This window comes from Marivita sp. (assembly GCF_022763305.1).
GTDB lineage: Bacteria > Pseudomonadota > Alphaproteobacteria > Rhodobacterales > Rhodobacteraceae > Marivita.
Genome location: NZ_JALEGT010000067.1, coordinates 17,149 through 36,836, shown reverse-complemented (window position 1 = coordinate 36,836; position 19,688 = coordinate 17,149). Strand labels below are relative to the sequence as shown.

The window sequence follows — 19,688 nt, the reverse complement described above, 5'->3', positions numbered from 1 at the left end:
TGCGATCCTTACAGAAGTGTTTCGAACGGGAAAAACAAGGTCGGGCATGGCACGGGGGGCAAGCCCGTTGCAACGGGCTTTGACACGCGATTTGCAAATCGCGTATCAAGCGCCTTCGAAGGCGCTTCCCGCCGACACCAGAACAGGTTTTCCTTTTGGCCAAGACGAAGAAGCGCAAACACACCCCCGGCGGCTGGGAGGACTGGGCCACGGATCGCGTGCTGCGCGCGGCGATCTGGTGCGCGCTGCGCCTGCCGCTCCGTGCCCGGCTGTGGTTGATGGGGCGGCTCATCCGCCATGTGGTGGCCCCGCTTGCGGGCTACCGCGACCGTGCGATGGACAATCTCGCCCATGTCTGGCCCGAGATGGGCGTGCTTGACCGCCGCCGTCTGGCCGATCTGGTGGCCGACAATGCCGGGCGCACGATGATCGACAATTACGACGTCAAAGGCCTGATGCGCCGGATGGCGAAGGCGGAAATCAGCGGTGAAGGGCTGGCCGAGGTGGAACAGGCCCGCGCCGAGGGGCGTCCGGTGCTGTTCGTCACCGGGCATTTCGGCAATTTCGAAGCGCCGCGCGCGGCGCTGGTGGCACGGGGATACCGGATCGGCGGGCTCTATCGTCCGATGTCCAACCCCTATTTCAACGCGCATTACGCCGCCAACATGCATGCCCTGTCAGACCCGGTCTTCGAACAGGGTCGGCGCGGCACGATGGGGCTGATCAAGCACATCCGCGAGGGCGGCATGGGGGTTCTCTTGTTCGATGTCTATGACAGCGCAGGCGAACCCATCGACTTCATGGGGCAACCCGCCCCGACCCTGACCTCAGCCGCCGACATCGCGCTCAAGACAGGGGCGCTGCTGGTTCCGTTCTTCGGCATACGCAAGGCAGATGGCATCAGCTTCGAGGCGGTGTTCGAGGCCCCGATCCCGCATGGGGACCCGGTCGAGATGATGCGCGAGGCAACCCGCAGGCTCGAGGCGCGCGTCCATGCGCATCCCGAGCAATGGTTCTGGATTCACCGCCGGTGGAAGCCCAAACGTCAGCGCAAACGCGCCGCTGCAAAGATGGGGCCGTAGTCCTTTTTCTGCACCAGAACCACGATAGGCGCATTGCCCGAAACGGGCACCGAAGAGGACAGCGGCGCGCGGCCGTTCCAATCGCCGATGTCGGACCATTCCGTGACGATGTGGCTGTAGCTCAGGGTCTTGCCGGCGTTTTCACCGCGCGGGATCTGCACATTGGCAGACGGGGTGTAGCGGATAAGGATCACATCCGCCTCGGCCAGACCCGACGCGGCCGGAGCGGAAATGGTCAACCGGTCGCCGGAGCGTTTCAACGTCAGGCGCACCGGCAGACCTTTGGCGGAATGCGCCTGCACCGTGTCGCTCACATCCATGGGACGGTTGCCCACCACATCGGCTGCCCCGTTGACGACCATCTGCGGCGTGTAGATCGACCGGTTGCCGAATGACCGGGCATAGCCCTTCTGGCGCTTGGTGAAGGCGGCATGGGCGAACTTATCCTTCCAGCCGATGTAATCCCAGTAATCGACATGCAACGCCAGCGCGATCACGTTGTCGCGTTCCCCAAGACGGGCCAGCATCTCATCGGCGGGAGGACAGGACGAACAGCCTTGCGAGGTGAACAGCTCGACCACAACCGGTGTGTCCTGCGCCCGAGTGGCGGTTGCCGTCACACCGACGATCAGCGCCGTCAGCAAAGCCATGACCTTCTTCATTCCACTGGTGTCCCGTGCTCGTTTCTGCCTGTCCGTACTTAGCGGCAGCGCGTTGAAATAACCAATCAAGGTTTTGCGATAGGCTGCGATCAGGGCGGCACCAAAGAATTGTGCACAATAGTATACCAAAATCGTCGCACCCCCCTTGATCGACTCTGTGGCATCAGGCAAAGAGCGCGCAAAGACCCCTTTTCCCCTTTTGAGGAGCCATGTCATGCCCATCATCGTTGGTCAGGATACAGCCAAGACTCGCAAGACCCTTACGGTCAATGGCCAGTCCATCGCCTATTACTCGATCCCTGCGGCAGAAGCCGCCGGGCTTGGGACGTTTTCCAACCTGCCCGCCTGCCTCAAGGTGGTGCTCGAGAACATGCTGCGCTTCGAAGATGGCAAGACCGTCAGCGTGGACGACATCAAGGCCTTTTCCGAATGGGGCGCCAATGGCGGCCAGAACCCGCGCGAGATCGCCTATCGTCCCGCCCGCGTGCTGATGCAGGACTTCACCGGCGTTCCGGCGGTTGTCGACCTTGCGGCAATGCGTGACGGGATCGTGGCGCTGGGGGGTGATCCCGAAAAGATCAACCCGCTGAACCCGGTCGATCTGGTCATCGACCACTCGGTCATGATCGACGAATTCGGCAACCCGCGGGCGTTCCAGATGAACGTCGACCGCGAATACGAACGCAACATGGAGCGCTACACGTTCCTGAAATGGGGCCAGAACGCGTTCAACAACTTCCGTGTGGTTCCCCCGGGCACCGGCATCTGCCACCAGGTGAACCTCGAATACCTGGCACAGACCGTCTGGACCGATGCGGATCAGAACGGTGTTGAGGTCGCGTACCCCGACACGCTGGTCGGCACCGACAGCCACACCACGATGGTGAATGGCGCGGCCGTTCTCGGTTGGGGTGTAGGCGGGATCGAGGCCGAGGCCGCGATGCTGGGTCAGCCGATCTCCATGCTGATCCCCGAGGTTGTGGGTTTTGAGCTGACCGGCCAGATGATGGAAGGCACCACCGGCACGGACCTCGTGCTCAAGGTCGTGGAAATGCTGCGCGCCAAAGGCGTGGTCGGCAAGTTCGTGGAATTCTACGGCGCAGGTCTTGATACGCTGCCGCTGGCAGATCGCGCGACCATCGCCAACATGGCGCCGGAATACGGCGCGACCTGTGGCTTCTTCCCGATCGACGACGAAACGCTGCGCTATCTCAAGACCACCGGCCGCGACATGGACCGGATCGCACTGGTCGAAGCCTATGCCAAGGAAAACGGCTTCTGGCGCGACGCGGATTACGCTCCGGTCTACACCGACACTCTGCATCTCGACATGGGCACCATCGTTCCGGCGATCTCCGGCCCCAAGCGTCCGCAGGATTACATCGCACTCGACAAGGCCGGCAAAGCCTTTGGCGAGTACGTCAAGGGCATCCGTTCCGGCAAGGACGCCAGCCCGAAAGAGGAAATCCGTTGGGAAGGTGAAGGAGGCGCACCCGAACCGACCGAGATTCCGGGGGACGAAGGCCACCACAAGCGGGGCTATGTCGCCAGCAAGGACGGCAACTATCAGCTGCATGACGGCTCGGTCGTGATCGCGTCGATCACCTCCTGCACGAACACGTCGAACCCCTATGTGATGATCGGTGCTGGCCTTGTCGCCCGCAAGGCGCGTGAAAAGGGCCTGACCCGCAAGCCTTGGGTCAAGACATCGCTCGCCCCCGGCTCGCAGGTCGTCTCCGCCTATCTCGAAGCGGCAAACCTGCAGGAAGATCTGGACGCCATCGGCTTCAACCTCGTGGGCTATGGCTGCACCACCTGTATCGGCAACTCCGGTCCGCTGGCCGAAGAGATCTCGAAGTGCATCAACGACAACGACCTGATCGCGACGTCGGTCCTGTCGGGCAACCGCAACTTCGAAGGCCGGATTTCCCCGGACGTTCGCGCCAACTACCTCGCCTCCCCGCCCCTCGTGGTGGCCTACGCGCTGGTTGGTGACATGAACGTGGACATCGCAAACGAACCGCTGGGCCAGGACAAGGACGGCAATGACGTCTATCTTAAGGACATCTGGCCGACACAGGCCGAGATCGCCGAGCTGGTCGAACAGACCGTGACCCGCGAGGCGTTCCAGTCGAAATATGCGGATGTGTTCAAAGGCGACGAAAAGTGGCAGGGCGTCGAAACCACGGACGCCAAGACCTATGACTGGCCGCCGACCTCGACCTATGTGCAGAACCCGCCCTATTTCCAGGGCATCACCATGGCGACCAAGAAGATCGAGAACATCGAAGGTGCCAAGGTTCTGGCCCTCCTGGGCGACATGATCACCACCGACCACATCAGCCCGGCGGGGTCCTTCAAGGACACAACCCCGGCAGGCAAGTACCTGATCGAACGTCAGGTGCCGGTGCGTGAATTCAACTCCTACGGGTCGCGTCGCGGCAACCACGAGATCATGATGCGCGGCACCTTCGCCAACATCCGCATCAAGAACGAGATGCTGGATGGCGTCGAGGGCGGCTACACCAAGGGCCCCGACGGTCAGCAGACCTCGATCTATGACGCGGCGATGGCCTATCAGGAGGCGGGTGTTCCGCTGGTTGTCTTCGGGGGCGAACAGTACGGCGCAGGCTCCAGCCGCGACTGGGCGGCCAAAGGCACCGCGCTGCTGGGCGTCAAGGCCGTGATCGCCGAGAGCTTCGAGCGTATCCACCGCTCCAACCTGGTTGGCATGGGGGTGATCCCGTTCGAGTTCACCGGCGGTGACACCCGCAAGTCGCTGGGTCTCAAGGGCGATGAAACCGTGTCGATCCACGGGCTCGACACCATCACCCCGCTGGCCGAGGTGCCCTGCACCATCACCTATGCGGACGGAACCGAGAAGACGATCACGATCAAGTGCCGGATCGATACCGCCATCGAGATCGAATACATCGAACATGGCGGCGTGCTGCACTACGTGCTGCGCGATCTCGCCAGCCGCGACACGGTGGCTGCGGAATAAGACGTCTGTCTGCCTGAGGGCAGACAGAGCACACAAACAGACAGGCGGGCTTTGGCCCGCCTGTTTTCATTTCAGGACCCGTCCACGGCGCACGCCGCACCGCGCATTCCCGGACCTGCCTTGAAACCGGGCAGCTTCGGCAAAAATCTGCACAAAAATGAAAAAGATATTCAGAATTTGGCACAAGTTGTCGCATGTGACAGCTTGGACCCTACAAATTCCCCAAGAATGTCCCACTTATCTGCCACACAGGCACGATAACCCGACGAGTTGGACCATGAAGCTGTTAACGATCATCCAGACCGCTGCCTTGCTTCTGATTGCAGGTGCAAGTGTGTTCGCAGGTATCCCGGACGCCGGACCTGCCCTGATTCCCTGAAGGGATGTCAGTCGGCCAGCGCTTTTTCCAGCGCTGGGACAAACCGCTGTTCATAATCCGATCCGACAAGCGGGCCGGCAAACCGGAACAGCACAACCCCATCTCCATCGACGATGAACGTCTCCGGCGGCGCGGTCACACCCCAGTCAATTGACGTCCGCCCCGCAGGATCAAACGGCACGGCGGCAAAGGGATTGCCGTCCTCTTCAAGATACGTTCTGGCGTTGGCTTCCTGATCCCGGATATTGACGCCGACGATCTGCATGCCCTCGGCCTGCATTTCGAGAAGTTTGGGGTGTTCGATCCGGCACGGCGGACACCAGCTGGCCCAGAAGTTCACCAGAGTCACCTCGCCCGAGGTCAGCATCTCGGGCGAAAACGCCGGATAGCCCGCCAGCGGAACGTCCGTGATCGGCGGCGCAGGCTGACCCACGCGTGTGGACGGCAAGCCCTGCGGGTCTTCACGGAACATGCCGACATAGGCGAGCACCGCGAAGGCCCCAAAAATCACCGGCGGCAGGATCATCAGGGGCGAGACACGGGCCATCAGGGTTTGCGCCTCTGTTCGACATCGTCCAGCGCACGGCGCGCCTGACGCGCGCGGCGCAGGCTGGCGGCAACCAGTCCGACCAGCAGAACAATGGTCACGGCGTAAGAGCTCAACACCTCGAACGCGTATTTCCCGAGATCCGGCATCATGCCTGCCCGTCCCGCGCCAGAAGCGCCCGCGTGCGGCGGGCCCGGATTTCGGTCTGGGTGCGCAGGAAGACCAGCGCCACGAACAGAAGGCCGAAGCCCAACATGCTGATCACGGCTGGAAACCAGAACACGTCGGCAATGTTCTCTTCCTTGTCCATCGAGAAGGTCGCGCCCTGATGCAGGCCCTGATTCCAGAAGTTCACCGCGTAGCGGCTGAGGATCGCGAAGACCGACCCCACAAGGCAGAGGATCGAGGTCAGGTCCGCCGCCGTATCATCGTTCTCGATCGCCGCCCAAAGCGCCATATAGCCGAGATAGAAGAGGAAGAGGATCAGGAAGGAGGTCAGGCGCGGGTCCCATTCCCACCAGGTGCCCCACATCGGCTGGCCCCAGAACGCGCCCGTGACCAGCGCAATCACGGTCATCACAGCCCCCACGGGCGCCGCAGCGCGGGCGGCCAGAGCCGAAACGTGGTGGCGGCGCACAATCCAGATGAGCGACGCGACCAGCATCATCAACCAGGCATTGATCGCCATCAGCGCCGAGGGCACGTGGATGTAGATGATCTTGACCGTCGATCCCATGCGAAAATCGTCCGGAGTGAAGAAGAATCCCCAGATCAGGCCGGTGCACAGACATCCGAGCGCAAGAGTCCAGACCCACGGCAACACCTTGTCGGTGGTGCGGATGAACTTCACCGGATTTGCGTATTCCCACAAAGACATGACAGTCAGGTAGGCGGTTTTGCGGCGGCCTTCAATTCAAAAAACCGCATGGGACGCGTTATCGCAGATTGATCCGCAGAACCGCCGCACTGGCAAAGGGCAAAAGCGCCATTACGCCAAAGCTGATCCCCGCCAGAAGCATCAGCGGCGTCTGCACCGTAAGCCCTTCGGCCCCACGCCGCGCTACCTCGGCGCCGAAAATGAGCGTCGGCACATAGAGCGGCAGCACGAGGAGCGACATCAGCAGCCCGCCGCGCTTCAGACCCACGGTGAGTGCCGCGCCAAAGGTGCCGATCACGCTCAGTGCAGGAGTGCCCACGGCAAGGCTGATCAGCACCCACTGATAGGCGGCGAGCGGCAGGTTCAGCAGCACCCCGAGCACCGGGGCCGCGAAGACAAGCGGAAGTCCGGTGGTGATCCAGTGCGCCAGCGCCTTGATCGTGACGATCCCTTCCATCGGCAGGGGCGCCGTGGCCAGCAGATCAAGCGATCCGTCCTCCCAGTCGAGCGCGAGAATGCGATCCAGCGACAGAAGACACGCCAGAAGCGCGCCAATCCACAGAATGCCCGGCGCAATGCGCGAGAGCAGATCTGTTTGCGGACCGACTCCGAAGGGCACCAGCACGGTGACGATCAGAAAGAACGCAAGACCGAGGCCAAAGCCGCCGCCTGCCCGGATCGCAAGCCGCAAATCCCGCAGAAGAAGGGCGATCACAGGAAGGCCTCATCGATCTGGCGCGTGCGCGGCCTCGCCTTGAACGGGGTGAGGTCAAGCACCCGCGCCTCGTCGAGGCCAAGGTCGATATGGGTGGCCATCAGTGCACTGCCGCCACGACCGAGGTGGTCGCGCACCGCGTCGGCGAACAGGGCCACCGAGGCGGCGTCGAGCGACACGGTCGGCTCGTCCAGAACCCAGATCGGCCGTCCCGTCACCATCAGCCGCGCAAGCCCCAGACGCCGTTTCTGCCCCGCCGACAAGGTGCCTGCGAGGCGCATGCGCAGATCAAGAAGATCGAAGGCCGTCAGCGCCTGTTCGATCTCCGTCAGGCCGAAGACGGACGCCCAGAACTGCAGATTCTCGGTCACACTCAGCATCGCCTTCAGCCCGTCGGAATGACCTGCATAAGCGATCTGGTCCTCGGCCCCGGTCACACTGCCGGTTTCGGGGGGTTGCAGCCCGGCGATGCTCCGCAAGAGCGTCGTCTTGCCGATCCCGTTCGGACCGCGCAGCACCAGCGCCTCGCCCGGGGCCATGTCGAAAGACACGCCTTCCAGGATCGCAAGGCCACCCCGGGTGACGGACAGATCGCGGACAGTCAGAACCATGGCCCCGACTTAGACCAAGGCGACCGATGTCGAAAGCGCGAAAATGCCGCTGTGGCTGTCCCGTGTCAGGTGGTTTGCAAAGTCGCATCGGTGGTGCGGTTCCGTTTGACCGGTCAGGCTTTGCGCCAACGCACAGCGGTGATGCTTCAACCCATCGTTCAGCCTGTCGCGTCTGATGGGACAAGCTTTGCGTCAACGCAAAGCGGCGATGCGTCAACGCATCGTTCAGCCGGACGTGTCGGATCGGGCAGGCTTTGCGTCAACGCAAAGCGGCGATGCGTCAACGCATCGTTCAGCCGGACGTGTCGGATCGGACAGGCTTTGCGTCAACGCAAAGCGGCGATGCGTCAACGCATCGTTCAGGCTGTCGCGCCGGATCCCACAGGCTTTGCGTCAACGCAAAGCAGCGATGCGTCAACGCATCGCAAACACCACCCCGATGAAACGCAGGTTGATTGCACCTGCATCCACAATGCGGTTTCGCCGCCTCTCCGGTGCATCGGCGTGACTGGCGGAAGAGCGCGGTCCGTCAGGCCCCGCCACGCACCGGCATCAGCGCGAGCGCCACCCTGCGACCCTCGGACAGAAGCACGTTATAGGTCCGGCAGGCCGCCGGAGAACTCATGATCTCGACCCCCAGCCCGGCCTCTTCGAGCGTGGCGCGCAACGTGGCGGGCAGATGCGCGATGTCATCGCCGGTGCCCACAAACAGGACATCTGTTGACCCGGCCAGCGCCAGAAGGGTCTCGACATCGTCGTACCCACCCCAATCCGTCGTGCCGCCCGGTCCCGTGACAAGCGGTGCTGCATGTTTCTGTCCGCCGATCCGGAAAAACCCCGGGCCATAGCCTTCGATCGGTTCGGCGTCGGTAAAGACCACCTCGTTCAGTCGCATGTCGCCTCCTTGTCTCAGACCTTGTCCCACAGTGGCACCCCCATCAAGGTCGCCGCTCCAATAATGACATAAGCCGTCAGCCGATAGAACCGTTCCCAGCGCGGCTGAAACAGCGCCTGTCCCAGCAGCGATCCCGCGCCATAGGGCACCAGCAACAGCGCACCCACGACCACGGCCTCAAGCGTCAGCAGCCCCTGCAGGTACATCAGCGGCAAGAGCAGCAGGCTCGTCGATGTCAGGAAGACGACCGTTGTGGCACGGCTCGTGGCCACCGAGTCCCGTCCGGCCAGTTGAAACAGCACCATGATCGGCCCAAGCAGACCGCTCACACCCCCCACGAATCCGGTCGCGCAGCCAATGACGATCCGTGTTCTAAGCGACGGGGTCACCGCATAGCGCCAGCCCGCGATCAGGGCGATCAGTGTCACGGCGCAGATCGTGACGACGGTCCAGCGGATGGCCGTGACATCCGCAACCCGCAGCACCCAGAAGCCCAGAGAGGCCGCGACCGCAGCGCTCAGGATCAGAACGGTGACAGCCTGCCGGTCCACCAGCGGAACCGCGCGGGGAAAGACCGTCACGAACGAAGACAGCGCAGAGACCGAAAACGCCGCAATCGCCACGGCTGGAGGCAGGAAGATCACCGCCACCGGCATGAAGATCAACGCCGCGCCAAACCCGGCAAAGCCATAGACCACCCCGGCGATGATGGTGGTCAGGATCAGCCATCCCAGCCCCGCTGTGTCCAGCGCGGCCAGGACGATCTCAGGCATCGACATTCGCGAACTGGTTGCCCGTCGTGTCGGTGGGCTTGGTCCAGTCGCGCTTCACACCCAGCCAGAGCAGGATCGCGGAGGCCACGAAGATCGACGAATAGGTGCCTACGATCACACCCCAGATCATCGCGAAGACGAAGCCGCGGATCACGTCTCCCCCCAGTGCGAACAGCGCGATCAGCGCCAACAACGTGGTGGCAGAGGTCATGAAGGTCCGGCTCAGCGTCTCGTTGATCGAGATGTTGAGAACCTCCTTGAGGCTCTTCTGTTTGTACTTGATCAGGTTCTCGCGCACCCGGTCGAACACGACGACGGTGTCGTTGAGCGAATAGCCGACGATGGTGAGCAGCGCTGCGATGATCGCAAGATCGAACTTGATCTGCAGTTCCGAGAAGATGCCGATGGTCAGGATCACGTCATGCACCAGCGCGATCACCGCGCCGAGCGCGAACTGCCATTCGAACCGCAGCCAGATGTAGATCAGAACCGCACCAATCGCGAGGATCACCGCAATCGCGGCGGTCTGGATCAGTTCGCCGGACACTTTCGGCCCAACGGATTCGACCGACACGAACCGGATATCCGGCACGACCTCGGCCAGCGCCGCTTCGACCTGCTCGATCACGGCAACGCTCACCGCCTCTTCGCCATCCTGCGCCTGAATACGCACCATGGCGACGTTCTGATCGGGTCCGAAGGTCGGGTCGAAGACTTCGGAAATGGTGATGTCCCCCAGGTTCAGCGCACCGATCGCATCGCGGTACTGACCCACATCCACCGGCTGCGTGCTTTCGGTGCGGATCGTGGTGCCGCCCCGGAAGTCGATCCCGTAGTTGAGCCCCTGCAGCAGGAACGACCCGAAGGAGATCACCATCAGCACGGCAGAGATGCCGAACCACAGCTTCCAGCGGTTGAAGAAATCGAAATTCGTGTTCTCTTTGACCAGTCGCAAGCGCATGTCAGACCTCGATCGTCTTGGGGCGACGGCGTTCGAACCACATCACGATCAGAAGCCGGGTAACATAGATGGCGGTGAAAACCGAGGTCAGAATGCCCAGACCCAAGGTGATCGCGAAGCCGCGCACCGGGCCCGAGCCCATGACGAAGAGGATCACCGCCGTGATGAAGGTTGTGATATTGGCGTCCAGAATGGCCGAAAGCGCCTTTTCATAGCCCAGTTCGATGGCACGCGCCGGGCCCTTGGCGGTCTTCAGCTCTTCTCGGATGCGCTCGAAGATCAGCACGTTCGCATCGACCGCCATGCCCACCGTCAAAACGATCCCAGCGATGCCCGGCAGCGTGAGCGTCGCGCCGATCAGGCTCAGCAGACCGAAGATCAGGGCGATGTTGATGATCAGCGCGATATTGGCGAACATGCCGAAGAGGCCGTAGCTGAGCGTCATGAAGATCAGCACGGCGGCAAAGGCGACAACCGTCGCGATCTGTCCCGCCTCGATGCTGTCCTGACCAAGCTCCGGCCCGATGGTGCGTTCCTCGAGGAACTCAAGCCCCGCCGGCAGCGCCCCTGCCCGCAGCAGAACCGCCAGCTGCGTGCTTTCCTCGACCGAGAAATTGCCCGTGATGATCCCCGAGCCGCCGGGAATATGGCTCTGGATCACCGGGGCGCTGATCACCTCTTCGTCCAGAACGATGGCAAAGGGATTGCCGATATTCGCCGCCGTGTAGTCACCGAACTTGCGCGCGCCGGTCGGGTTGAAGCGGAAATTGACCGCGGGCCGTCCGTTCTGGTCAAACGACGGCTGCGCATCCACAAGCTCTTCCCCGGTCACGACCGGCGCCTGTTCAAGAATGTAGAAAACGCCGTTTTCGTCCAGCGACGGCAGCACTTCATTGCCCACGCCGGGGGCTGTATTGCCGTCATCGGTGCGGCCGACCACGGGCTGGAACGTCAGCTGCGCGGTTGTGCCGATGATCTCTTTCAGCTCGGCTGCCGAGCCGATGCCGGGCACCTGGATCAGGATGCGGTCACTGCCCTGACGTTGGATCGTCGGCTCGCGCGTGCCCACCTCGTCGATCCGGCGACGGATGATTTCGAGGCTCTGCAGCATCGTACGCTCGTCGGTCGCCGTCTGCTCGGCTTCCGACAGGGTCACGACGATGTCGGACCCTTCGGCCCGCACATCGAGATCATCGCTCAAGGCGCCTGTGACGGACACGACGGGCTGCGCCAGACCGCGCACCAGTTCCAGTGCGCGCGCCATGCCTTCGGGCTGCGAGATCCGGACCCGCAATTCGCCATTGGCGGACGGCTGCAGGCGGATCGTGCCGACCGTGTCCCGTTCGGGGCGCAGAACATCGCGCACCTCGGGCCAGAGCGCTTCGAGCCGCGCCTCATAAACGTCCTGCACCTGGACTTCAGCCAGCAGATGCGCCCCGCCGCGCAGGTCGAGGCCGAGGTTCACCAGACCCGACGGCAGGAAAGACGGCCAGGCGGACGCCTGCTGCACCAGTTCCGGGTTTTCGCCCGTCTGGGCGATCGCCGCGATCGCGTCATTGTGTTGCTCGACCCGGGGGTAGAACAGGTTGGGCAGCGCCAGAACCAGACCCACCACGACGGTGATCCAGATCAGAAGGCGCTTCCAGAGGTCGATCTGAAGCATGAGCGATGGGTCCGATGCGGCAGGAGAACAGGATCAGGTGTTGGCGGGTTCGGTCTTGGAGACAACCGTGGCGATGGTGTTCTGCACCACGCGCACCTTCACGCCTTCGGCGATTTCCACGTCCAGCTCGTTGTTTTCCTTGACCTTTACGACCTTGCCGATCAACCCGCCCTGGGTGATGACGACATCGCCGCGGCGCAGCCCTTCGACCATTTTCTGATGCTCTTTCATCTTTTTCTGCTGCGGACGGATCAGCAGGAAATACATGATCGCAAAGATCAGGATGAGCGGAATGAACTGGGCAATGGCGTTGCCTTCCATGGGCGTGCTCCTTGAAGATGGCGGGGCACACCCCCGCGTGATCAGGCCGTAAATTTGGGCGGAACCTATGTTGCCGGGTCAGGCTTTGCAAGGCGGGTTCGGCAGCGCTAGCAAGGCGGTAATGTCACAGGGCCAGCGGCATCATGGCTTTTTCCCGGGTCCGCGCGAAAACTTGACTTGGCGCATTGTACAGCCGAGCGCTTTGCGCCTTACATCGCCATCATGAGATCTCTGGTATCCCTGTTGCTCATGGTCTGGACCAGCGCCGCTGCCGCGCAGGACCTGCCCGTGCTGCCCGCCTCGGACCATGCGCTCTGGCAGGCGGTGGGGCGCGTCAACGCAGCGGGCTACCGCACACGCGAGATGTGCACCGGCACGCTGATCGCGCCGGACAAGGTGCTGACCGCCGCGCATTGCGTGGCCGGAACCGACGGGCTTGGCCCGCGTGCCGACGAGATCACCTTCGTGGCAGGCTGGCTGCGCGGGACGGCCGCCGACAGCGTGTCGGGACAGTCGGTCTGGATCCATCCCGAGGCCTATGCCGAGGGGCAGCTTGACCTGCGCTTTGACCTTGCCATCCTGACGCTGGACCGGGTGGCCGAGGTCGCGCCCCTGCCCCTGATCACCGCCGAGTCGCATCCACCCTATGGCATTTTGGGCTACTCCGTCCGGCGCCCCCACATGCTGGGCGCCGCGTTCGAGTGCGACGGCAAGATCGCGTCCGCGCTGCTGCGCCTCGACTGTCCGGTCAGTCCCGGCAATTCGGGCGGTCCGGTCCTTGCAAAGATGGGCGATCACTGGGCTGTGGCCGGGGTCATCAGCGCCATGGGGCAGACCGGCGCACTGGCCGTTCCCGTATCGCGCCTGCCGCCGCCCTGACCCCCTACCAAAGGCGCGCGTTCCGGTGCATAACGCCGCCCATCCCATTGCGAGTCAGAAGGACAAGACCCATGCATGACATCCGAGCCATCCGCGAGAACCCCGCAGCGTTCGACGCCGCGCTGTCGCGCCGTGGACTGGAGCCGGTCTCGTCCGAAATCCTGCGCATCGACGAAGCCCGCCGCGCCGCGATCCTTGCCGCCGAAACCGCACAGGCCGACCAGAACAAGGCCGCCAAGGAAATCGGCAAGGTCAAAGCCTCGGGGGACGAGGCCGCCTTTGAAAAGCTGCGCGACGAGGTCGCGGCCAAGAAAACCGCCGTGGCGGACATGCAGGCCCGTGCCAAGGACCTGGACGAACAATTGACCGAGTTGCTGGTGGGCCTGCCCAACCTGCCCTTCGAGGACGTGCCGAACGGCGCGGACGAGGCTGACAACGTCGAGATCCGCCGCTGGGGCACGCCACGCACATTCGATTTCCAGCCCAAGGAACATTACGAGATCACCGGTGTTCTTCCCGGAATGGATTTCGAAACCGCCGCCAAGCTGTCCGGCTCGCGCTTTGTCGTGATGTCGGGGGCCGTGGCGCGGGTACACCGGGCCTTGGCGCAATTCATGCTGGACACGCACATCACCGAGAACGGCCTGACCGAGACATGGACCCCCGTCCTTGTCCGCGATGACATGATGTACGGCACCGGCCAGTTGCCGAAATTCGGCGAAGACAGCTACCAGACCACAAATGGCTGGTGGCTGGTGCCGACTGCCGAAGTGACGCTGACCAACATCGTCAACGGGGTGACGGTGGACGAGGATTATTTGCCCCGCCGCTATGTTGCCCACACCCAGTGCTTCCGCTCCGAGGCGGGCAGCGCCGGGCGCGACACCGCGGGCATGCTGCGTCAGCACCAGTTCGAAAAGGTCGAGATGGTGTCGATCACGCACCCGGACAAAAGCCGTGAAGAGCTGGACCGCATGACCGCCTGTGCGCAGGGCATTCTGGAAAAGCTGGGCCTGCCCTACCGCACCGTGGTGCTCTGCACCGGCGACATGGGCTTTGGCGCGCGCCGCACCCATGACATCGAGGTCTGGCTGCCCGGTCAGAACACCTACCGCGAGATCAGCTCTTGTTCGGTCTGCGGCGATTTCCAGGCCCGCCGCATGAACGCCCGCTTCAAGCCTGCAGGCGGCGGCAAGCCGGAATTCCTGCACACGCTGAACGGATCGGGCCTTGCCGTCGGGCGCTGCCTGATCGCCGTGCTGGAGAACGGTCAGGAGGCGGATGGCTCCGTCACCCTGCCCGAGGCGCTGCATCCGTGGCTGGGCGGCAAGACGCGGATCACTGCAGACGGGGTGATGGCATAGGCATGACACGGGTTTGGGCAGCTCTGGTTCTGGGCGCGGCGATCCTTTTCGCCGCGTCGCCTTGGTTCACCCAGGGGTTCAACGGGTTCGAGCCCGACCAATTCCCGGTGCCGCAGAATGATCCGCCCGTACAACCTGCCGGCTACGCCTTCTCGATCTGGGGTCTGATCTATCTCTGGCTGATCGTCGGGGCGGCATTCGGCCTGCTCAAGCGCGGTGACGATCCCGACTGGGCTGACATGCGCCCGCCGCTTGCGGTGAGCCTTGCCATCGGAGCCACTTGGCTGCCGGTGGCCAATGTCTCGCCCGTGATCGCAACGGTGCTGATCCTTGCGATGCTCGGAACCGCCCTGCTCAGCCTGTTCCGCGTCGGTGACACAGACCGGTGGCTTCAGCAGACCCCTGTGGCGATCTACGCGGGCTGGCTGACCGCCGCCTCTTCCGTCTCGGTTGGTCTTCTGCTGGGCGGCTACGGCATCCTCAATGCCACATGGGCGGCCATCGTGTCTCTGTCGCTCGGTCTGGTTCTGGCGCTTGTCGCGCAATACCGCCTGCACCGCGCACCGGAATACGGGATCACCGTCATCTGGGCCCTGATCGGGGTGATCGTGGCCAATACCGGACCGCTGAACATCGCCGTTGCGGGCCTCTGCGTGATCGGCATCATCGCGATCCTGTCCCTGCGCGCGACGGACACCGAATAGCCCGCAACAAAAAGGGCTTCGGTGTCCCGAAGCCCCCACCTTGACACGCGTCTGCCGGATCAGTTGACGACGAGGATCTCCGCGTCCTGAGCGGCGGTCAGTTCTTCCAGGCTGACAGCGCCGTCCCCATCGGTGTCCACTTCAGCGAACACGTCTTCGGTCAGGTCGGTATAGGTGACCATCAGTTCTTCCATCGAATAGCTGCCATTGCCATCCGTGTCTTCCACCGCAACCTGCGCATGCGCCAAACCTGCCGTCAGCGCGACCACGGTTCCAAGGGTTACAATTGCGTTCTTCATGATGTTCCAGTGCTCCATTGCGGACAGGGCCGCAAACAACGACTCCGTGTCGTCGAGGCCTGAGATATCATGGCAGAAACGCGCCACAAGGTGCTGAAATAATGCCGTGATCCCGGATCGGCACCAAAGCGCCGATGGCCGTTTCCGTCAACGGAAACGCTGGATGCGTCGACGCATCCAACCCACGTCAAACCAAGCGCATCGCCGACAGACCGGAACCCGACAGCGCCACACGCTCCTCCTGTTTCCGTCAACGGAAACATTGGATGCGTCGACGCATCCAACCCGCGCCAACCACACGCGCAGCGCCGTCAGACCGGGACCTTTCGGCGCCACACACTCCCCTGTTTCCGTCAACGGAAACATTGGATGCGTCAACGCATCCAACCCACGCCAACCACGCGCAGCGCCGACAGGCCGATACCCGACAGCGCCACGCGCAGGGATCACCCCATCGCGCGCAGGCGCTTGATCAGGCTCGACGTGTCCCAGCGCCCACCGCCAAGCTTCTGCACATCCTTGTAGAACTGATCGACCAGCGCCGTGACCGGCAGGGACGCGCCCACCTCGTCCGCCGTGTCAAGGCAGATGCCGAGATCCTTGCGCATCCAGTCAACGGCAAAGCCGTGGTTGAACTTGTCGTCGATCATCGTCTCGTAGCGGTTCGACATCTGCCACGACCCGGCTGCCCCCTGGCTGATCACCTCGACCACCGCGCGGCCATCGAGCCCCGCCTTCTCGGCGAAATGCAGCGCCTCGCTCAGGCCCTGCACCAGGCCGGCGATGGCGATCTGGTTGCACATCTTCGTCATCTGTCCGGCCCCGCTCTCGCCAATCCGGCGGCAGATACGGGCATAGGCGTCGATCACCGGTTCGGCGCTGTCGTAGGCCGCCTGATCGCCACCGCACATCACCGAAAGGACGCCATTCTCGGCCCCGGCCTGACCGCCCGAGATCGGCGCATCGACAAAGGCGATGCCTTTCGCCGCACCGGCCTCGTACAGCTCGCGCGTCACCTTCGCCGACACGGTGGTGTGATCGACAAAGATGCTGCCTTCGACCATCCCCGCAAAGGCACCATCCTCACCGAGGCAGACGCTGCGCAGGTCATCGTCATTGCCGACGCAGGACATGACGAAATCGCACCCCGCCGCCGCCTCGCGCGGGGTGGCCGCATGGGCGCCGCCATATTCACTGGCCCAGGCCTCGGCCTTCGAGGCCGTGCGATTGTAGACGGTCACGTCGTGCCCGGCTTTCACCAGATGCCCCGCCATCGGGTAGCCCATGACCCCCAACCCCAAGAATGCCACTTTCGCCATGTCCTGTGCTCCCTATCTTTCATGGTAATGGTCTGCGGCCTTTACCTGACGCTGCACCGCCCCCTTGGCAAGGGCTTGCGTGTTCGGTAGGGCATCGCTGGGCTATTCGGTCCGGGCCCGGCTGCGGGGTCCGGTCCCCCGTGTGAGAGGTGAAACTGGCGTGGCGCTGATCTTCAGAACCCTGGTGTGGCTGACGACGGCCTGTCTGGTCCTAGCGACGATCGGGGTCATCACCGTCTATTATCTCGCGTCCCGTTCGCTGCCGGAGTATGACAACGTTGTGCTGGCCACCGGACTGACCGCGGATGTGGAGATCCTGCGCGACAATTCCGGCGTGCCGCATATCTTCGCAGCCTCCGACCGCGACGCTTTCTTTGCTCTGGGCTATGCCCATGCGCAGGATCGGCTGTGGCAGATGACGCTGATGCGCCGTACCGCGCAGGGCCGCCTGTCCGAGCTTTTCGGCGCCCGCACGGTCGAGACCGACAAGCTCCTGCGCCGACTTGACCTCCATGCACTCGCGGTGCAGTCGGTCGACGCGCAGGATGCCCGCACCCGTGACGCGCTCGAGTCCTATTCAGCCGGCGTCAATGCCAGGATCAATGAGATCAACCGCGACAGTCTCGGCCGGGGTGCGCCGGAATTCTTCGTGTTCAACGCGCCACTGGCACCGTGGCAGCCTGCGGATTCGCTGTCACTGATCAAGCTGATGGCGCTGCAGCTGTCCAGCCATCTGCGCGAAGAGGTGCTGCGTGCGCGCACCTCGCTGCTGCTGCCGGATGAAAACCGGTTGGCCGACATCCTGCCCGACATCCCCGGCTCCGGTGTCGCGGCCTTGCCCGAATACGCGTCACTTGTGCCAGGCCTGCCGGATCAGCACCAGTTTGCCACAACCCGCCCCGACCCGCTCTTCTGGCCCGTCGCTCCCCGTGGTCTTGCCGGCGCGTCGAACGCCTGGGCTGCGGATTCGACCCGGTCGGCCACCGGATCGACCCTGATGGCCAACGATCCGCATCTGCAATTCACGGCCCCTGCCACATGGTATCTGGCGCGGTTGCAGCTCTCGTCGGGTGGGGTGATCGGGGCCACGATTCCTGGCATCCCGGCGATCATGGCTGGCCGGTCCGATGCCATCGCCTGGGGGCTGACCTCTTCATATCTCGACGATCAGGACCTCTTCATCGAAGAGCTGAACCCGGACAATCGCGAACAGTACCGCACGCCCGACGGCTTCAAGGAGTTCGTCACCCGCCGCTCGATCATCGAGATCAAGGATGCAGCGCCTGTCACGCTGACCCTGCGCTGGACCGACAACGGCCCGGTGCTGCCCGGAACACAGTTCGACCTGGCCGCCATCACGCCGCCCGATCACGTGACGGCGCTCGGCTGGACGGCGCTGAGCCCGCGCGACACCTCCATGTCCGCCGCCATCGCGCTGATGCATGCGCAATCCGTCGACGAGGCGCTGGACGTGTCCAAGGCCTTCGTGGCCCCCTCGCAGAACCTGACCGTGATCGACGGCGACAGCATTGCGATGAAGCTGATCGGCGCGATGCCCCGCCGGGATGCCGCGCATCAGAGCCAGGGGCGCCTGCCCGCGCCTGGATGGCGGGCCGAGAACCGCTGGCAGGGCGTGTTCCCCGACGACTCGAACCCGGTCTTCCGCAACCCCACGGGCGGCATCGTCGGCAACACCAACAACAAGATCGTCGACCGCCCCTTCCCGCTCCATGTCAGCTTTGACTGGGGCGACAGCCAGCGGGTGATGCGCTGGCAAGGGCTGATGCAGGGTCGCGAGGTCCACACCCGCGACAGCTTTATCGAAGCGCAGCTCGACACCGTATCCATCACAGCCCGCGCCCTTCTGCCCCTGATCGGCGCGGATCTCTGGTTCACCGGCGAAGCCGCCCCGGAAGGCACCCCCGAACGCCTGCGCCAGCGCGCGCTCGATCTCCTGGCCAACTGGAACGGCGAGATGAACGAACACCTGCCGGAACCCCTGATCTATTCCGCCTGGCTGCGCGCTCTGCAGGAACGTCTGATCCGCGACGACCTCGGCCCGCTTGCGTCCGAGTTCACACGGGTGGAGCCGCTCTTCATCGAACGGGTCTACCGCGACGTGGACGGTGCGAGCGCCTGGTGCAACGTCATCCGGTCGGCGGTCGAGGAAACCTGCACCGACATCGCGCGGCTCGCGCTCGACGACGCGCTGGTCTGGATTTCCGAAAACTGGGGCACGTCGCTGGAATCCCTGCGTTGGGGCGACGCGCATCAGGCCACCCATGACCATCCCGTCCTCGGAGAGGTGCCGATCCTGCGGTACTTCGTGAACATCCGTCAAAGCACCTCTGGCGGCGATCACACGCTGATGCGGGGTCGCGGCGCAGGCGAAGGCCCCAACCCGTTCCTCAATGTGCATGGCGCGGCCTATCGTGGCGTCTATGATTTCGCCGATCCCGACAGTTCCGTCTTCATCCTGTCCACCGGGCAGGCGGGCCATTTCCTGTCGCGCCACTATGACGATCTGGGCACGCTCTGGCGTCGGGGTGAGTACATCCCGATGTCGCTGGATGTGGACCTTGCGCGCGCGGCCTCGGTCGGGGTGACGCGGCTGGTCCGGGAGTAAGGGGGCT

At 63.5% G+C, this 19,688-nt stretch carries 19 protein-coding genes; 6 read left to right on the top strand and 13 right to left on the bottom strand.

The annotated features are described in order from the left end of the window. Positions 1–155: 155 nt before the first annotated feature. Positions 156–1,082: a lysophospholipid acyltransferase family protein gene (locus tag MRY75_RS13295; RefSeq protein ID WP_292308495.1), complete on the top strand. Its 927-nt coding sequence runs from the start codon at positions 156–158 to the stop codon at positions 1,080–1,082. Here MRY75_RS13295 and MRY75_RS13290 read toward each other — a convergent pair. After that, positions 1,046–1,732 carry a thioredoxin family protein gene (locus MRY75_RS13290; protein ID WP_292308494.1) on the bottom strand — a complete coding sequence of 229 codons (687 nt, stop codon included), beginning with the start codon at positions 1,730–1,732 and terminating at the stop codon, positions 1,046–1,048. The genes MRY75_RS13295 and MRY75_RS13290 overlap by 37 nt on opposite strands. Before the next feature lie 226 nt (positions 1,733–1,958). Here MRY75_RS13290 and acnA point away from each other — a divergent pair, with 226 nt between their 5' ends. Then, entirely contained in the window at positions 1,959–4,748 is a 2,790-nt protein-coding gene (gene acnA / locus MRY75_RS13285; protein WP_292308493.1) for an aconitate hydratase AcnA, read from the top strand. A gap of 386 nt (positions 4,749–5,134) precedes the next feature. Here acnA and MRY75_RS13280 read toward each other — a convergent pair whose 3' ends face one another. The 10 genes from MRY75_RS13280 to yajC form a co-directional block, all read right to left on the bottom strand. After that, positions 5,135–5,674, bottom strand: a complete 540-nt coding sequence (locus tag MRY75_RS13280; RefSeq protein WP_292308492.1) for a DsbE family thiol:disulfide interchange protein — start codon at positions 5,672–5,674, stop codon at positions 5,135–5,137. After that, positions 5,674–5,826 (bottom strand): heme exporter protein CcmD, encoded by a 153-nt coding sequence (gene ccmD, locus MRY75_RS13275; RefSeq protein ID WP_292308491.1) that lies wholly within the window; start codon positions 5,824–5,826, stop codon positions 5,674–5,676. Before ccmD ends, MRY75_RS13280 begins: the two co-directional genes overlap by 1 nt. Continuing rightward, on the bottom strand, positions 5,823–6,551 hold the full coding sequence (locus MRY75_RS13270; protein WP_292308490.1) for a heme ABC transporter permease: 729 nt from the start codon (positions 6,549–6,551) through the stop codon (positions 5,823–5,825). The genes ccmD and MRY75_RS13270 overlap by 4 nt, the downstream gene beginning before the upstream one ends. A 58-nt stretch (positions 6,552–6,609) precedes the next feature. Then, the gene (ccmB, locus tag MRY75_RS13265) at positions 6,610–7,266 is read right to left on the bottom strand and encodes a heme exporter protein CcmB (protein WP_292308489.1); all 657 of its coding nucleotides are present in this window, start codon (positions 7,264–7,266) and stop codon (positions 6,610–6,612) included. Further along, complete coding sequence (gene ccmA / locus MRY75_RS13260; protein WP_292308488.1) at positions 7,263–7,877, bottom strand: heme ABC exporter ATP-binding protein CcmA; 615 nt, start codon at positions 7,875–7,877, stop codon at positions 7,263–7,265. The genes ccmB and ccmA overlap by 4 nt, the downstream gene beginning before the upstream one ends. A gap of 529 nt (positions 7,878–8,406) precedes the next feature. Then, the gene (locus tag MRY75_RS13255) at positions 8,407–8,772 is read right to left on the bottom strand and encodes an Mth938-like domain-containing protein (protein ID WP_292308487.1); all 366 of its coding nucleotides are present in this window, start codon (positions 8,770–8,772) and stop codon (positions 8,407–8,409) included. A gap of 14 nt (positions 8,773–8,786) precedes the next feature. Next, on the bottom strand, positions 8,787–9,545 hold the full coding sequence (locus MRY75_RS13250; RefSeq protein WP_292308486.1) for a sulfite exporter TauE/SafE family protein: 759 nt from the start codon (positions 9,543–9,545) through the stop codon (positions 8,787–8,789). After that, the gene (gene secF, locus MRY75_RS13245) at positions 9,538–10,506 is read right to left on the bottom strand and encodes a protein translocase subunit SecF (RefSeq protein ID WP_292308485.1); all 969 of its coding nucleotides are present in this window, start codon (positions 10,504–10,506) and stop codon (positions 9,538–9,540) included. The genes MRY75_RS13250 and secF overlap by 8 nt, the downstream gene beginning before the upstream one ends. 1 nt (position 10,507) lies before the next feature. Continuing rightward, the gene (gene secD / locus MRY75_RS13240; protein ID WP_292308484.1) at positions 10,508–12,169 is read right to left on the bottom strand and encodes a protein translocase subunit SecD; all 1,662 of its coding nucleotides are present in this window, start codon (positions 12,167–12,169) and stop codon (positions 10,508–10,510) included. 33 nt (positions 12,170–12,202) lie between these two features. Continuing rightward, positions 12,203–12,490 (bottom strand): preprotein translocase subunit YajC, encoded by a 288-nt coding sequence (yajC, locus tag MRY75_RS13235; RefSeq protein ID WP_292308483.1) that lies wholly within the window; start codon positions 12,488–12,490, stop codon positions 12,203–12,205. 222 nt (positions 12,491–12,712) lie between these two features. On the opposite strand from yajC, the gene MRY75_RS13230 reads away from it, so the two are divergent. From MRY75_RS13230 to MRY75_RS13220, 3 genes are all read left to right on the top strand, one after another. Then, positions 12,713–13,369: a trypsin-like serine protease gene (locus MRY75_RS13230; RefSeq protein ID WP_292308482.1), complete on the top strand. Its 657-nt coding sequence runs from the start codon at positions 12,713–12,715 to the stop codon at positions 13,367–13,369. A gap of 71 nt (positions 13,370–13,440) precedes the next feature. After that, positions 13,441–14,733: a serine--tRNA ligase gene (gene serS / locus MRY75_RS13225; RefSeq protein ID WP_292308481.1), complete on the top strand. Its 1,293-nt coding sequence runs from the start codon at positions 13,441–13,443 to the stop codon at positions 14,731–14,733. A 2-nt stretch (positions 14,734–14,735) separates the two neighbouring features. Next, entirely contained in the window at positions 14,736–15,437 is a 702-nt protein-coding gene (locus tag MRY75_RS13220) for a hypothetical protein (RefSeq protein ID WP_292308480.1), read from the top strand. Between the two features lie 59 nt (positions 15,438–15,496). Here the strand turns inward: MRY75_RS13220 and MRY75_RS13215 are convergent, their stop codons facing one another. Both MRY75_RS13215 and MRY75_RS13210 read right to left on the bottom strand, forming a co-directional pair. Further along, entirely contained in the window at positions 15,497–15,736 is a 240-nt protein-coding gene (locus MRY75_RS13215) for an EF-hand domain-containing protein (protein ID WP_292308479.1), read from the bottom strand. Between the two features lie 446 nt (positions 15,737–16,182). Then, positions 16,183–17,055, bottom strand: a complete 873-nt coding sequence (locus tag MRY75_RS13210) for an NAD(P)-dependent oxidoreductase (protein ID WP_292308478.1) — start codon at positions 17,053–17,055, stop codon at positions 16,183–16,185. A 160-nt stretch (positions 17,056–17,215) separates the two neighbouring features. Here MRY75_RS13210 and MRY75_RS13205 point away from each other — a divergent pair, with 160 nt between their 5' ends. After that, the gene (locus MRY75_RS13205; RefSeq protein ID WP_292308477.1) at positions 17,216–19,681 is read left to right on the top strand and encodes a penicillin acylase family protein; all 2,466 of its coding nucleotides are present in this window, start codon (positions 17,216–17,218) and stop codon (positions 19,679–19,681) included. Positions 19,682–19,688 lie beyond the last annotated feature (7 nt).

Bases quoted from the DNA above. Each gene is read 5' to 3' on its own strand.
- MRY75_RS13290 (WP_292308494.1), bottom strand. From the start codon at position 1,732: ATGGCTTTGCTGACGGCGCTGATCGTCGGTGTGACGGCAACCGCCACT.
- acnA (WP_292308493.1), top strand. From the start codon at position 1,959: ATGCCCATCATCGTTGGTCAGGATACAGCCAAGACTCGCAAGACCCTT.
- MRY75_RS13280 (WP_292308492.1), bottom strand. From the start codon at position 5,674: ATGGCCCGTGTCTCGCCCCTGATGATCCTGCCGCCGGTGATTTTTGGG.
- ccmD (WP_292308491.1), bottom strand. From the start codon at position 5,826: ATGATGCCGGATCTCGGGAAATACGCGTTCGAGGTGTTGAGCTCTTAC.
- MRY75_RS13270 (WP_292308490.1), bottom strand. From the start codon at position 6,551: ATGTCTTTGTGGGAATACGCAAATCCGGTGAAGTTCATCCGCACCACC.
- ccmA (WP_292308488.1), bottom strand. From the start codon at position 7,877: ATGGTTCTGACTGTCCGCGATCTGTCCGTCACCCGGGGTGGCCTTGCG.
- MRY75_RS13255 (WP_292308487.1), bottom strand. From the start codon at position 8,772: ATGCGACTGAACGAGGTGGTCTTTACCGACGCCGAACCGATCGAAGGC.
- MRY75_RS13250 (WP_292308486.1), bottom strand. From the start codon at position 9,545: ATGCCTGAGATCGTCCTGGCCGCGCTGGACACAGCGGGGCTGGGATGG.
- secF (WP_292308485.1), bottom strand. From the start codon at position 10,506: ATGCGCTTGCGACTGGTCAAAGAGAACACGAATTTCGATTTCTTCAAC.
- secD (WP_292308484.1), bottom strand. From the start codon at position 12,169: ATGCTTCAGATCGACCTCTGGAAGCGCCTTCTGATCTGGATCACCGTC.
- yajC (WP_292308483.1), bottom strand. From the start codon at position 12,490: ATGGAAGGCAACGCCATTGCCCAGTTCATTCCGCTCATCCTGATCTTT.
- MRY75_RS13230 (WP_292308482.1), top strand. From the start codon at position 12,713: ATGAGATCTCTGGTATCCCTGTTGCTCATGGTCTGGACCAGCGCCGCT.
- serS (WP_292308481.1), top strand. From the start codon at position 13,441: ATGCATGACATCCGAGCCATCCGCGAGAACCCCGCAGCGTTCGACGCC.
- MRY75_RS13220 (WP_292308480.1), top strand. From the start codon at position 14,736: ATGACACGGGTTTGGGCAGCTCTGGTTCTGGGCGCGGCGATCCTTTTC.
- MRY75_RS13215 (WP_292308479.1), bottom strand. From the start codon at position 15,736: ATGAAGAACGCAATTGTAACCCTTGGAACCGTGGTCGCGCTGACGGCA.
- MRY75_RS13210 (WP_292308478.1), bottom strand. From the start codon at position 17,055: ATGGCGAAAGTGGCATTCTTGGGGTTGGGGGTCATGGGCTACCCGATG.